At 58.2% G+C, this 13836-nt stretch carries 11 protein-coding genes; 1 reads left to right on the top strand and 10 read right to left on the bottom strand.

Annotated features, from left to right (window positions below; genetic code table 11):
- Positions 1 to 4 precede the first annotated feature (4 nt).
- The 3 genes from folP to rlmE all read right to left on the bottom strand — a co-directional run bounded on the left by folP (position 5) and on the right by rlmE (position 3604).
- Positions 5 to 856 (bottom strand): dihydropteroate synthase, encoded by an 852-nt coding sequence (gene folP, locus QOM10_RS04080; RefSeq protein ID WP_127925788.1) that lies wholly within the window; start codon positions 854 to 856, stop codon positions 5 to 7.
- Positions 857 to 864: 8 nt separating this feature from the next.
- Entirely contained in the window at positions 865 to 2772 is a 1908-nt protein-coding gene (ftsH, locus tag QOM10_RS04075; RefSeq protein ID WP_127925787.1) for an ATP-dependent zinc metalloprotease FtsH, read from the bottom strand.
- A 202-nt stretch (positions 2773 to 2974) separates the two neighbouring features.
- A complete protein-coding gene (gene rlmE / locus QOM10_RS04070; protein ID WP_008088328.1) occupies positions 2975 to 3604 on the bottom strand; it encodes a 23S rRNA (uridine(2552)-2'-O)-methyltransferase RlmE in 630 nt (209 codons plus the stop codon).
- A 101-nt stretch (positions 3605 to 3705) separates the two neighbouring features.
- On the opposite strand from rlmE, the gene QOM10_RS04065 reads away from it, so the two are divergent.
- On the top strand, positions 3706 to 4014 hold the full coding sequence (locus QOM10_RS04065) for a YhbY family RNA-binding protein (protein ID WP_003221534.1): 309 nt from the start codon (positions 3706 to 3708) through the stop codon (positions 4012 to 4014).
- Between the two features lie 9 nt (positions 4015 to 4023).
- On the opposite strand, the gene QOM10_RS04060 is transcribed toward QOM10_RS04065, so the two are convergent.
- The 7 genes from QOM10_RS04060 to dnaK all read right to left on the bottom strand — a co-directional run bounded on the left by QOM10_RS04060 (position 4024) and on the right by dnaK (position 13826).
- On the bottom strand, positions 4024 to 4428 hold the full coding sequence (locus tag QOM10_RS04060) for an MFS transporter (protein ID WP_316917644.1): 405 nt from the start codon (positions 4426 to 4428) through the stop codon (positions 4024 to 4026).
- Between the two features lie 28 nt (positions 4429 to 4456).
- The gene (gene greA, locus QOM10_RS04055) at positions 4457 to 4933 is read right to left on the bottom strand and encodes a transcription elongation factor GreA (RefSeq protein WP_034154417.1); all 477 of its coding nucleotides are present in this window, start codon (positions 4931 to 4933) and stop codon (positions 4457 to 4459) included.
- Positions 4930 to 8151: a carbamoyl-phosphate synthase large subunit gene (gene carB, locus QOM10_RS04050; protein WP_110718999.1), complete on the bottom strand. Its 3222-nt coding sequence runs from the start codon at positions 8149 to 8151 to the stop codon at positions 4930 to 4932. The genes greA and carB overlap by 4 nt, the downstream gene beginning before the upstream one ends.
- 126 nt (positions 8152 to 8277) lie before the next feature.
- Positions 8278 to 9414, bottom strand: coding sequence for a glutamine-hydrolyzing carbamoyl-phosphate synthase small subunit (gene carA / locus QOM10_RS04045; protein ID WP_007953761.1), 1137 nt, complete (start codon positions 9412 to 9414; stop codon positions 8278 to 8280).
- 257 nt (positions 9415 to 9671) lie between these two features.
- Positions 9672 to 10478, bottom strand: coding sequence for a 4-hydroxy-tetrahydrodipicolinate reductase (dapB, locus tag QOM10_RS04040; protein WP_038357479.1), 807 nt, complete (start codon positions 10476 to 10478; stop codon positions 9672 to 9674).
- Positions 10479 to 10487: 9 nt separating this feature from the next.
- A complete protein-coding gene (dnaJ, locus tag QOM10_RS04035; protein WP_007915222.1) occupies positions 10488 to 11612 on the bottom strand; it encodes a molecular chaperone DnaJ in 1125 nt (374 codons plus the stop codon).
- Between the two features lie 297 nt (positions 11613 to 11909).
- Positions 11910 to 13826: a molecular chaperone DnaK gene (gene dnaK / locus QOM10_RS04030; protein ID WP_007915221.1), complete on the bottom strand. Its 1917-nt coding sequence runs from the start codon at positions 13824 to 13826 to the stop codon at positions 11910 to 11912.
- Positions 13827 to 13836 lie beyond the last annotated feature (10 nt).

Raw genomic sequence — 13836 nt, 5'->3', positions numbered from 1 at the left:
ATTCTTATTCGGCTGATTCCACGGCCGCGATCATCCGCACCACGTCTACTGTTTCCGCCACATCATGGACGCGCAATATACGCGCACCTTTCACCGACGCCAGCGCCGCCAGCGCCAATCCGCCATGCAGCCGCTCGCCAACAGGACGATTCAAGGCGTGCCCGATCATGCTCTTTCGGGAAACACCAACCAGCAAGGGCCTGCCCAACGCATGCAGGGCTTCCATGTGCTTGAACAAGCTTAGATTGTGCTGCAGGGTTTTGGCGAAACCGAAGCCCGGATCAAGAATGATCCGCTCGGCAGGAATACCTGCTGATGCACACACCGACATCCGCTGCGCGAGAAACTCGCCAACCTCGCGAGTGACATCGTGATACTGCGGATTGTCCTGCATATCGCCTGGCTCACCGAGCATATGCATCAGACATACCGGCAAGCCTGTCGCCGCCGCTGCATCCAACGCACCATCGCGCTGTAGCGATCGCACATCATTGATCAACCCGGCACCCAACCGTGCGGTTTCGCGCATCACCGCAGGCGTAGACGTATCCACCGAAATGATCACATCAAGCTCGCGATTGATCAGCTCGACAATCGGCGCCACGCGCTCAAGCTCTTCGAGCGGAGAAACCGCTCGCGCGCCAGGCCGGGTGGACTCGCCACCGACATCAATCAGCGTCGCACCCGCCGCAACCATCGCTTCTGCATGGCGCAAGGCAGCGTCAAGCTGGCTGTATTGGCCGCCATCAGAGAAAGAATCAGGGGTGACATTGAGAATGCCCATGACATGCGTCTGGGCCAAATCAAGAACCCGGTTGCCGCAAGGCAACCGGGTCAGGGACTGTACAGAAGTCATTTCAAACCTTAAACGTCAGCAGCCGGACCGCCAATCGGTGTTTCCGGACGCTCGTCCTGAACCACTGGAGGTGGTGGTGTACCCGTGCCACCCGACCAGTCACGAGGCTCGCGAGGTGTACGACCGGCCATGATGTCGTCGATCTGTTCAGCATCGATCGTTTCGTACTTCATCAGGGCATCGGCCATGGCATCGAGCTTGTCACGGTTGTCCGTGAGGATCTGCTTGGCGGTGCCGTAGCACTGGTCAATGATACTGCGCACTTCGGAGTCGATCAGCTTGGCTGTCTCGCCAGAGAAACTGGCAGCCTGACCGCCACCGCCGCGGCCGAGGAATACTTCACCCTCTTCTTCGGCATACATCAAAGGACCGAGTTTTTCCGACAGACCCCACTTGGTCACCATGTTCCGCGCAATCTGGCTAGCACGCATGATGTCGTTGGAAGCACCGGTGGTCACACCGTCAAAGCCCAGGGTCATTTCTTCAGCGATACGGCCGCCATACAGCGAGCAGATCTGGCTGATCAGCGCGCGCTTGGACAGACTGTAGCGATCTTCTTCCGGCAGGAACATGGTCACACCCAGCGCACGGCCGCGCGGAATGATCGACACTTTGTAGACCGGATCATGCTCAGGCACGACGCGACCGACAATGGCGTGGCCAGCTTCGTGATAAGCGGTGTTCTGCTTCTCTTTCTCGGACATGACCATCGATTTGCGCTCGGCGCCCATCATGATCTTGTCTTTGGCCAGTTCGAACTCTTTCATTTCAACGATGCGCTTGCCGCTGCGCGCAGCGAACAGCGACGCTTCGTTGACCAGGTTTGCCAGATCAGCACCGGAGAAGCCTGGAGTACCACGCGCGATAACGGCCGGAGCGACGTCGTCACCCATTGGCACTTTGCGCATGTGAACCTTGAGAATCTGTTCGCGACCACGGATATCCGGCAGACCGACGACAACCTGACGGTCGAAACGGCCCGGACGCAGCAGCGCAGGGTCAAGTACGTCAGGACGGTTGGTTGCAGCGATAACAATGATGCCGTCGTTCATTTCGAAGCCGTCCATCTCAACCAGCAACTGGTTGAGAGTCTGCTCACGCTCATCGTGACCGCCACCCATGCCAGCGCCACGATGGCGACCGACGGCGTCGATTTCGTCGATGAAGATAATGCACGGCGCGTGCTTCTTCGCCTGCTCGAACATGTCGCGAACACGGCTCGCACCGACACCGACAAACATTTCAACGAAGTCGGAACCGGAGATGGTGAAGAACGGAACCTTGGCTTCGCCGGCAATTGCCTTGGCCAGCAAGGTTTTACCGGTACCCGGAGGACCGACCATCAGCACACCGCGAGGAATACGACCGCCCAGGCGCTGGAACTTGCCCGGATCACGGAGGAACTCAACAAGTTCGCCGACTTCTTCCTTGGCTTCGTCGCAACCGGCAACGTCAGCCAATGTGGTTTTCACCTGATCTTCGGAGAGCAGGCGCGCCTTGCTCTTGCCGAAGCTCATCGGCCCGCCCTTACCGCCGGCACCACCCTGCATCTGGCGCATGAAGAACATGAACACCGCGATGATCACCAGGATCGGGAAGCTGGCTACCAGCAACTGGGTCCAGATGCTTTGCTGTTCAGGCTGCTTGCCTTCAACCACAACGTGGTTGTCGACCAGATCGCCGATCAGGCCATTGTCCTGGATTGCCGGACGAATGGTCTTGAAGCTATCGCCATCATTGCGCTTGCCGGTAATCACATAACCATCAACGGCTACGCGCTCGACCTTGCCATCCTTGACCTGCTGGATGAAGTCGGAATAGTTGAGGGTCTGCGGCTCGTTAGGGCTGGAGAAGTTGTTCATCACCGTCACCAGGACAGCCGCGATGATCAACCACAGGATCAGATTCTTTGCCATATCGTTCAATTAACTACCCTCTGAAGCAAGCTCCGCTACTGGCGCGCGCTTCGCATGATATTCACCGGCCTAACTTACTACATTACCTACGGCTCTGGCAGGCGCCGTCTGTAACCCTTTGTGAAACACTTTCTACACAATATTCGTTAATGCTAGCCGGGCGAAATACTAAAAACCTATCACCCCGCACAAAAACCTCGTTTTACTCACTACGTCCGCGGTAACCCCAAGCCAGCATGTATTGCTCGCGTGAGCTGCCACGGGAGGAGTCCGGCTTGATCATCTGGATCTTGTCGAACTTTTTGCGAGCGTCCTTCAGGTAAACATCAAATCCTTCGCCCTGAAAAATCTTGATCACAAAATTGCCACCCGGCTTGAGTATCCGCTCCGCCAGATCAAGCGCCAGCTCGCAGAGAAACATGGCTTTGGGCATATCCACTTCGGGCGTACCACTCATATTGGGGGCCATATCGGAAATCACAAGGTCCACCTGCGAATTACCCACAGCTTCAAGAATCTGCGCGAGCACTGCGTCCTCGGTGAAGTCACCCTGAATAAAGGTCACGTCAGGGATGCTGTCCATTTCCAGAATGTCCGAAGCGATCAAACGCCCCTGACCACCGATCAGCCGGCTAGTCACCTGCGACCAGCCACCGGGCGCTGCACCCAGGTCGACAACGCTCATGCCAGGACGGATCAGCTTGTATTTCTCCTGGACTTCCAGAAGCTTGTAACTCGCACGCGAGCGGTAGCCATCCTTCTGCGCTTGCTTCACATAGGGATCGTTGACATGTCGTTTCAGCCAACCAAGGCTTGTCTTGGAACGCGCCATTGGGCACCTCGATGATAAGGGTCGTGATTAATTGGGCGGATCCACGAACCCTCGGGTAAAATGGCCGCCATTTTACAGAATCCAGACGAAAGGGTCAGATTATGCCGCTCACTCCAGAGCAGAAGAAACAGTACAAATCCATTGGCCACCACCTGAAGCCGGTTTTGACGGTGGCTGACAACGGTTTGACTGAAGGTGTTTTAGCCGAACTTGAACGCGCCCTGGCGGATCACGAGCTGATCAAGATCAAGCTCAACATCCTCGATCGCGAGTCGCGCCTGGCGCACATCGCAGAGCTGTGCAAGGTTGGCAAAGCAGACCTGGTACAGGTCATCGGCAAGATGGCACTGGTTTACCGCAAGAACTTCAGCGTCAACAAGCAGCTGTCGAACGTTCATCGCTTCAAGTGATGAAAAGGGTCAAGGGTGTGCTTCGCGCACCCTGCCACTCCATCCCGGCACCGGCTGCATCACCAGCACCAGCCCGGAAAAGCCCAAAACCAGATAACTGAACACCTGCAAGCGCTGCGCATCCGGCCAGCCGACACGCACTGCGACATACATCGCACACGCATACAACGCCATCAACAGCACCTGCCCACGAAAATCCCGCCATAGACTGGAAAGGCCCTCGGCCTGTACCAGCACCAAAGCCTGAAAAATAACGCATGCGGCGGCAAACCCCACCACCAGCACTTCAAATGCACTGGCGACTTCATCGATCAGCAGCGGTGCCAGGCCAATCTTGCCCAGCGCCGGCTGCAAACCGAGATGTATCAGCCATAGACCGCCGACCCAAAGCATCTGGGTCAGCTGCCAAAGCATGGCGCCCGCATGCAGCGGGCGCCCTTTTTCAGATGTGACGGACTTCGACAATCTCGTACTCGATCACGCCGCTCGGCGTTTTCACGGCGACCACATCGCCCTCTTCCTTGCCGATCAAGGCACGGGCCAAAGGCGAGCCGACGGAAATCTTGCCGAGTTTGAAGTCAGCCTCATCCTCACCCACGATGTGGTAAGTGACGCTTTCATCGGTCTCGACGTTGGCGATTTCGACGGTAGTGCCAAAAATCACCTTGCCGGTATGAGCAATGGTCGTGACGTCGATGATGACCTGATTCTGAATCCGGCCTTCGATGTCACGAATCCGCGCCTCAACCATGCCTTGCTGTTCGCGGGCGGCATGGTATTCAGCGTTTTCTTTCAAGTCTCCCAACTCGCGGGCCGTACCGATGTCCTGGCTGAGCTTCGGACGAACGACCTTGGTCAGGTGAGCGTGTTCTTCTTCCAGGGCTTTAGCGCCCTGGACGGTCATTGGGTATTTGATCATGCCTTCAATCCTGCGTGTAGATCCTGCAAGCGGCGCACGGTCTTTTCCGGACCGAACTTCAGCGCTTCACAGATAGCTTCGCCAGCAGCAATGGTGGTGGTGCAATAGATCTTGTGCTGCAAGGCATTACGACGAATGGAGTAGGAATCAGCGATCGACTGACGACCTTCGGTGGTGTTGATGATCAGCGTGACTTCGTCATTCTTGATCATGTCGACCACGTGCGGACGCCCCTCGGTCACCTTGTTCACACGGCGCACTTTCAGGCCTGCGGCTTCGATCAGCTTGGCAGTACCGGCAGTGGCAACCACTTCGAAGCCCAAGTTGATCAGATCACGGGCCACGCCTGCAACCAATGGCTTGTCGTCGTCGCGCACGCTGATGAACGCAGTACCGCCGGTCGGCAGCACTTCACTGGCGCCCATCTGGGCTTTGGCGAATGCTTCACCGAAGGTGTCACCGACGCCCATCACTTCACCGGTCGACTTCATCTCTGGGCCGAGGATCGGGTCAACGCCAGGGAATTTGGCGAACGGGAACACCGCCTCTTTCACGCTGTAGAAGTTCGGGATGATTTCTTTGGTGAAGCCGATTTCTTTCAGGGTCTTACCGGCCATCACGCGGGCAGCGATCATCGCCAGGGAGACACCGATGCACTTCGACACGAACGGTACGGTGCGGGAAGCGCGCGGGTTGACTTCGATGACGTAGATGTCTTCGCCCTGCAAAGCCAACTGCACGTTCATCAGGCCGACAACGCCCAGTTCCAAGGCCATTTTCTTGACCTGTTCGCGCATCTCGTCCTGGATGTGCGCCGGCAGCGAGTACGGCGGCAGCGAGCACGCGGAGTCACCGGAGTGAACACCAGCCTGTTCGATGTGCTGCATGATCGCGCCGATCACCACGTCTTTGCCGTCGCAGACCGCATCCACGTCCATTTCGATGGCGCAGTTGAGGAAGTGGTCGAGCAGCACCGGGCTGTCGTTGGACACTTGCACCGCGTCACGCAGGTAACGCTTGAGCTCGTCTTCTTTATAAACGATTTCCATCGCACGGCCGCCCAGTACATAGGACGGGCGCACCACCAGCGGATAACCGATTTTCGCAGCAGCACGAACAGCTTCATCTTCGCTGCGTACGGTGGCGTTTGGCGGCTGACGCAGATTCAGGCGCTCAACCATTTGCTGGAAGCGCTCACGGTCTTCAGCGCGGTCGATGGCGTCTGGGCTGGTGCCGATGATTGGCACACCGGCGGCTTCCAGGGCACGAGCCAGTTTCAGCGGGGTCTGGCCGCCGTACTGGACGATCACGCCTTTCGGCTTCTCGACACGGCAGATTTCCAGTACGTCTTCCAGGGTCACCGGCTCGAAGTACAGACGGTCGGAAGTGTCGTAGTCGGTGGAAACGGTTTCCGGGTTGCAGTTGACCATGATGGTTTCGTAGCCATCTTCGCGCAGAGCGAGGGCGGCGTGAACGCAGCAGTAGTCAAACTCGATGCCCTGGCCAATACGGTTCGGACCGCCACCCAGAATCATGATCTTGTCGCGGCCCGACGGCGCGGCTTCGCACTCTTCCTCGTACGTCGAGTAGAGGTAAGCGGTATCAGTGGCAAACTCGGCGGCGCAGGTGTCAACGCGCTTGTAGACCGGGAACACTTCGAGCTTTTGACGGTGGGTACGCAGGTTCTTCTCGGTCACACCCAGCAGCTTGGCCAGGCGCTGATCGGAGAAGCCTTTGCGCTTGAGCTTGAACATCAGATCGCGGTCGATAGCGGACAGACCGAGGGTCTTGACCTTCTCTTCTTCCTTGATCAGATCTTCGATCTGCACCAAGAACCACGGATCGATCATGTTCATGCCGAAGATGTCTTCGACGGTCAGGCCAGCGCGGAAAGCGTCCGCCACGTACCAGATACGCTCGGCGCCCGGCACGGTCAGTTCGCGCTTGAGCACGCTCATGCTTTCCGGGTTGCTCAGGTCGAGCTTCTCGTCCAGACCGCAAACGCCCACTTCCAGACCGCGCAGAGCTTTCTGCAGGGATTCCTGGAAAGTACGACCGATGGCCATGACTTCACCAACCGACTTCATCTGAGTGGTCAGGCGCGCGTCAGCCTTGGCGAATTTCTCGAAGGCGAAACGCGGCAGCTTGGTCACGACATAGTCGATCGACGGCTCGAAGGACGCCGGGGTCTTGCCGCCGGTGATGTCGTTCGACAGTTCGTCGAGGGTGTAGCCCACAGCCAGTTTGGCCGCGACTTTGGCGATCGGGAAACCGGTGGCTTTCGAGGCCAGTGCCGAGGAACGCGATACACGCGGGTTCATTTCGATCACGACCATGCGGCCAGTGTTCGGGCAGATACCGAATTGAACGTTGGAACCGCCCGTCTCGACGCCGATCTCGCGCAGTACCGCCAAGGAGGCGTTACGCAGGATCTGGTATTCCTTGTCGGTCAGGGTTTGTGCTGGAGCCACGGTGATCGAGTCACCGGTGTGCACGCCCATCGGGTCGAAGTTTTCGATCGAGCAGACGATGATGCAGTTGTCCTTTTTGTCGCGGACAACTTCCATCTCATATTCTTTCCAGCCGATCAGCGATTCGTCGATCAGCAGCTCTTTGGTCGGCGACAGGTCCAGACCGCGGGCGCAGATTTCTTCGAACTCTTCACGGTTGTAAGCGATACCACCACCGGTGCCGCCCATGGTGAAGGACGGACGGATGATGCACGGGAAGCCCAGGGTTTCGAGAACCGCGTTGGCTTCTTCCATGCTGTGGGCGATACCGGAACGCGGGCACGCCAGGCCGATGGATTTCATCGCCTTGTCGAAACGCGAACGGTCTTCAGCCTTGTCGATGGTGTCGGCGTTGGCACCGATCATTTCTACACCGAACTTCTCCAGAACGCCTTCGCGCTCCAGGTCCAGGGCGCAGTTCAGAGCAGTCTGGCCGCCCATGGTTGGCAGCACCGCGTCCGGACGTTCTTTCTCGATGATCTTGGCAACGGTCTGCCACTTGATCGGCTCGATGTAGGTGGCGTCGGCCATGTCCGGGTCGGTCATGATGGTGGCCGGGTTGGAGTTCACCAGGATGACGCGGTAACCCTCTTCGCGCAGGGCTTTGCAGGCCTGGGCGCCGGAGTAGTCGAATTCGCAGGCCTGGCCGATAACGATCGGGCCAGCGCCGAGAATCAGGATGCTTTTAATGTCTGTACGTTTTGGCATGGGTTTGTCACTCAAATCCGCAGGTCAGTCGGCAAGCCGTCTTGATCGATTTCTGAAGTCTCGAAGGGGCCGCCGGGATCGGGGCCACCCTCGAAGGGCTTCTCTCTACAGTCTCAAGGCGAACGCTTAGCGTCGCTTGGCCATCTCGTTGATGAAGCGGTCGAACAGTGGCGCGACATCGTTCGGGCCCGGGCTCGCTTCAGGGTGACCCTGGAAGCTGAACGCGCTCTTGTCGGTGCGTTCGATGCCTTGCAGGGTTCCATCGAACAGCGATTTGTGGATCGCGCGCACGTTGGCTGGCAGGGTTTCTTCGTCTACCGCGAAACCGTGGTTCTGGCTGGTGATCATCACAACGCCAGTATCCAGATCCTGCACCGGGTGGTTGGCACCGTGGTGGCCGTGGCCCATTTTCAGGGTCTTGGCGCCGGAGGCCAGTGCCAACAGTTGGTGACCGAGGCAGATGCCGAATACCGGAATTTCGGTTTCCAGGACTTCCTTGATCGCCTTGATCGCGTAATCGCATGGCTCCGGATCACCAGGGCCGTTGGACAGGAACACGCCGTCCGGCTTCAGTGCCAGCACATCAGCGGCTGGGGTCTGAGCCGGCACCACGGTGACGCGGCAGCCGCGCTCGACCAGCATGCGCAGGATGTTGACCTTGACGCCGTAATCGTAGGCAACCACGTGGTAGGGCAGCTCGGAGGCTTCGATGGTCGCGTGGCTGTCGGTTTTCAGATCCCAGACAGTCGAGCGCCACTCGTATTGAGTCTTGGTGCTGACGACTTTCGCCAGATCCATGCCCTTCAGGCCCGGGAAGCCTTGCGCCGCGGCGATGGCCGCTTCTTCGGAGATGTTGTCACCAGCCATGATGCAGCCGTTCTGTGCGCCTTTTTCACGCAGGATGCGGGTCAGGCGACGGGTGTCGATACCGGCGATGGCCACAACGTTGTTGGCTTTCAGGTAGTCGGACAGGGACATCGTGTTACGCCAGTTGCTCGCTACCAGCGGCAGGTCACGGATGACCAGGCCAGCGGACCAGACGCGATCGGACTCGGCATCTTCCGGCGTGGTGCCGGTGTTGCCGATGTGCGGGTAAGTCAGGGTAACGATCTGTTGGGCGTAGGAAGGATCGGTAAGGATTTCCTGATAGCCGGTCATTGCGGTGTTGAACACCACCTCACCAACGGTTTGACCGTCGGCACCAATGGCTTCGCCGCGAAAAATGCTGCCATCAGCAAGGGCAAGTATGGCTGGCTTAGTCAAGAAGACCTCCCGTAAATAACGCATGAAAGGGCGATCGCAGGTTGTAAAAAAGCGGAGTGACGTATGGACACGTCACCCCGCTTCTTCACTGAATTATTCTGCGCGCTTTTAGTGGACACACTAAAGCTGTAGCTTACAGAAAAAGGCTTTTTTGGTCCACCGCTAAAGAGCCGAAAAGGCCGGAGAATGCGACAGGTCGTCGCCAAGCGGAGAAAAACCAGCGCAAACAGGGCGTTTGCGCTGGGTTCAGCAGTGTATCAACGCAGGTCGAGCACGTCTTGCATGTCGTACAGACCCGGCTCGCGACCGTCCAGCCACAACGCCGCACGCACCGCGCCCTTGGCAAAAGTCATACGGCTCGACGCCTTGTGCGTGATCTCCAGACGCTCACCTTCGCAGGCGAACAGCACGGTGTGGTCACCCACCACGTCACCGCCGCGCACGGTGGCAAAACCGATGGTTTCACGCTCGCGAGCACCGGTATGACCTTCGCGACCGTACACCGCGACTTTCTGCAAATCACGGTCCAGCGCACTGGCGATCACTTCACCCATGCGCAACGCCGTACCCGACGGCGCATCGATCTTGTGACGGTGATGAGCTTCGATGATTTCGATATCAGCATCATCGCCCAGCACGCGCGCTGCCATATCCAGCAGCTTCAGCGACAGATTGACGCCAACACTGAAGTTGGCCGCGAACACGATCGGAATATCCTTGCCCGCCTCGACCAGCAACTGCTTCTGCGCCGCGTCCAGCCCGGTAGTGCCGATAACCATGGCCTTGCCTGCCTTGCGGCAGAACGCGAGGTTTTTCAGCATCACTTCCGGCAGGGTGAAGTCGATCAACACATCGAACTCTTCAGCCACAGCCTCGATATGCCCGGACAACGGCACACCGATGCGACCCAGCGACGCCAGCTCGCCGGCATCGACGCCGATCAGCGTGCTGCCAGGACGAACCACAGCAGCGGTCAACCCGGTCAGCGGCGCGCGCTGCTGCACGGCTTCGACCAGAATCTTGCCCATGCGCCCAGCAGCGCCCATCACAGCTATACGTCGCATGCCGACTCCTTACAGATCGCCGAAGAAGCGCTTCACACCGTCAAACCAACCGGTGGTTTTCGGTGAATGGCTGTTGTCGTCCGCCAGCGAACTGCGGAACTCTTCCAGCAATTCGCGCTGACGACGGTTCAGGTTGACCGGGGTCTCGACGGCCACACGACACATCAAGTCGCCCGCACCGCCGCCACGCACCGGCGCCACGCCTTTACCGCGTACGCGGAACTGCTTGCCGGTCTGAGTACCTTCGGGGATTTTCAGTTTGACGCGACCGTCGAGGGTCGGAATTTCCAGCTCGCCGCCCAGCGCCGCATCGACGAAGCTGATCGGCACTTCGCAGAACAGATGCTTGCCATCGCGCTGGAAGATGTCGTGCTCGCGGACATTGATAACCACGTACAGGTCGCCCGTCGGGCCGCCCTGCGTGCCCGCCTCGCCTTCGCCAGACAGACGAATGCGGTCGCCGGTATCAACGCCGGCCGGCACTTTGACCGACAAGGTTTTGTACTCTTCGACGCGACCATCACCGTGGCAGGAGTCGCAAGGATCGGAAATGATCTTGCCTTGGCCATGGCAACGCGGGCAGGTCTGCTGCACCGAGAAGAAGCCCTGCTGCATGCGCACCTGACCGATGCCGCCGCAAGTCGGGCACGTCGATGGCGACGAACCTTTCTTCGCGCCCGAACCGTCGCACGGCTTGCAGTTGACCAGTGTCGGAACACGGATATTCACGGTCGTGCCGCGCACCGCTTCTTCCAGATTCAGCTCCAGGGTGTAGCGCAAGTCGCTGCCACGCTGAGCGCCGCCACGGGAACCGCCGCGACCGCCACCGAAGAAATCACTGAAGACATCACCAAAGATGTCCGAGAAATTCTGACCGCCGAAACCGGCGCCACCGCCACCCATGCTCGGGTCGACACCGGCATGACCGTACTGGTCGTACGCCGCGCGCTTGCTCGAGTCGGACAGCACTTCATAGGCCTCGTTGGCCTCTTTGAACATTTCTTCCGACGCTTTGTCATCGGGATTACGGTCCGGGTGATGCTTCATCGCCAGACGACGGTAAGCCTTCTTCAGGTCCGCATCGCTTGAGCCGCGCTCAACACCCAACACTTCGTAATAGTCACGCTTTGCCATAAGTCTTCTGCACTCTTGAGGACGTCCGACAAACCCCTCCTGAGGATCGTCAAACTCGTTGAGCCCCAATACAGGCCCGGACCCAACTCACGTCAATTCAACGATCCTGGTCTTTGTTTCTTGTGGTACTTGCGGCACGAAAAGCAGGAGCATTCCCGGCCATACCAGCAACACACGAGGCTTGTCGCATGCTGTAAAAATTCGCGTATTCCAGATACGCCAACGCGGGAGCTAGCTCCCGCGCGGCGACATCCTACCAGTCACTGCCTAAAGGCAGTCAACCGGCCGACCAACAACTTACTTGTGGTCTTTGACTTCTTCGAACTCTGCATCGACAACGTCGTCAGCCTTCTCAGCCGATTCGCCTTGCGGGGCTGCGCCATCAGCTGGCTGAGCCTGTTCGGCGTACATCTTCTGAGCAACCGGAGCGGAGACTTTCGACAGCTCTTCAACCTTCGCTTCGATAGCAGCCTTGTCGTCGCCTTTGACAGCGGCTTCCAGAGCAACCACAGCAGCTTCGATCGCAGTCTTCTCTTCAGCGGTGACTTTGTCGCCCGCGTCAGCAATCATCTTGCGAGTCGAGTGAACCAGTGCGTCACCCTGGTTACGGGCAGCGGCCAGTTCTTCGAACTTGCGGTCTTCCTCAGCATTCGCTTCGGCGTCACGCACCATGCGCTCGATTTCTTCGTCGGACAGACCGGAGTTGGCCTTGATCACGATCGACTGGGTCTTGCCGGTTGCCTTGTCTTTCGCACCAACGTGCAGGATGCCGTTAGCGTCGATGTCGAAGGTCACTTCGATCTGCGGCACGCCACGTGGAGCAGGTGGAATGTCGGCCAGGTCGAACTTGCCCAGGGACTTGTTCTGAGTGGCTTGCTTACGCTCGCCCTGCAGCACGTGAATGGTCACAGCGCCCTGGTTGTCGTCGGCAGTCGAGAACACTTGCGATTTCTTGGTAGGAATCGTGGTGTTTTTCTCGATCAGCGCGGTCATCACGCCACCCATGGTTTCGATACCCAGAGTCAGCGGGCTGACGTCGAGCAGCAAAACGTCTTTGACGTCACCAGCCAGAACAGCGCCCTGAATCGCAGCACCCATGGCAACAGCTTCGTCCGGGTTAACGTCTTTGCGAGCTTCTTTACCGAAGAAATCAGTAACCAGCTTCTGCACCAGCGGCATACGGGTCTGACCACCGACCAGGATCACGTCGTTGATCGCGCCAACGTCCAGACCAGCGTCTTTCATGGCGATGCGGCAAGGCTCGATGGTGCGCTGAACCAGGTCTTCAACCAGTGCTTCGAGCTTGGCACGCGAGATCTTCACGTTGAGGTGCTTAGGACCGGTGGCATCTGCAGTGATGTACGGCAGGTTGACGTCGGTCGACTGAGCGGACGACAGCTCGATCTTGGCTTTCTCAGCGGCTTCTTTCAGGCGCTGCATGGCCAGCGGGTCACCCTTGAGGTTCATGCCGCTTTCTTTCTTGAATTCGTCAACGAGGTAGTCGATCAGACGAATGTCAAAGTCTTCACCGCCGAGGAACGTGTCACCGTTGGTGGCCAGAACTTCGAACTGGTGCTCGCCATCAACTTCAGCGATCTCGATCACGGAAACGTCGAAGGTACCACCACCCAGGTCATAAACGATCACGGTGTGATCGCCCTTGGCCTTGTCCATACCGTAAGCCAGAGCGGCTGCGGTTGGTTCGTTGATGATACGTTTTACGTCCAGACCGGCGATGCGGCCGGCGTCTTTGGTCGCCTGACGCTGGCTGTCGTTGAAGTAGGCCGGAACGGTGATCACCGCTTCGGTCACGGTCTCGCCGAGGTAGTCTTCGGCGGTCTTCTTCATCTTTTTCAGGATTTCAGCCGAGATTTGTGGCGGCGCCATTTTCTGGCCGTTCACTTCAACCCAAGCGTCGTTGTTGTCAGCCTTGACGATCTTGTAAGGGACCATCTGGATGTCTTTCTGCACAACTTCTTCGTCGAAACGACGACCGATCAGACGCTTTACCGCGTACAGAGTGTTGTGCGGGTTGGTCACAGCCTGACGCTTGGCCGACTGACCTACAAGGATTTCGCCATCGTTGGCGTAAGCGATGATCGACGGCGTGGTACGCGCGCCTTCAGCGTTTTCGATAACTTTTGCTTTGCCGTTTTCCAGCACGGAGACGCAGGAGTTGGTGGTCCCCAGGTCGATACCGATAATTTTGCCCATGTTAACTCTC

The organism is Pseudomonas sp. P108 (genome assembly GCF_032613195.1).
GTDB lineage: Bacteria > Pseudomonadota > Gammaproteobacteria > Pseudomonadales > Pseudomonadaceae > Aquipseudomonas.
This window is presented reverse-complemented; position numbering and strand designations above follow the sequence as displayed.

What these genes read in the sequence shown, in the direction of transcription:
- folP (WP_127925788.1), bottom strand. Translation starts at nt 856, where the DNA reads ATGACTTCTGTACAGTCCCTGACCCGGTTGCCTTGCGGCAACCGGGTT.
- dnaJ (WP_007915222.1), bottom strand. Translation starts at nt 11,612, where the DNA reads ATGGCAAAGCGTGACTATTACGAAGTGTTGGGTGTTGAGCGCGGCTCA.
- greA (WP_034154417.1), bottom strand. Translation starts at nt 4,933, where the DNA reads ATGATCAAATACCCAATGACCGTCCAGGGCGCTAAAGCCCTGGAAGAA.
- rlmE (WP_008088328.1), bottom strand. Translation starts at nt 3,604, where the DNA reads ATGGCGCGTTCCAAGACAAGCCTTGGTTGGCTGAAACGACATGTCAAC.
- carB (WP_110718999.1), bottom strand. Translation starts at nt 8,151, where the DNA reads ATGCCAAAACGTACAGACATTAAAAGCATCCTGATTCTCGGCGCTGGC.
- QOM10_RS04060 (WP_316917644.1), bottom strand. Translation starts at nt 4,428, where the DNA reads ATGCTTTGGCAGCTGACCCAGATGCTTTGGGTCGGCGGTCTATGGCTG.
- QOM10_RS04065 (WP_003221534.1), top strand. Translation starts at nt 3,706, where the DNA reads ATGCCGCTCACTCCAGAGCAGAAGAAACAGTACAAATCCATTGGCCAC.
- dapB (WP_038357479.1), bottom strand. Translation starts at nt 10,478, where the DNA reads ATGCGACGTATAGCTGTGATGGGCGCTGCTGGGCGCATGGGCAAGATT.
- dnaK (WP_007915221.1), bottom strand. Translation starts at nt 13,826, where the DNA reads ATGGGCAAAATTATCGGTATCGACCTGGGGACCACCAACTCCTGCGTC.
- ftsH (WP_127925787.1), bottom strand. Translation starts at nt 2,772, where the DNA reads ATGGCAAAGAATCTGATCCTGTGGTTGATCATCGCGGCTGTCCTGGTG.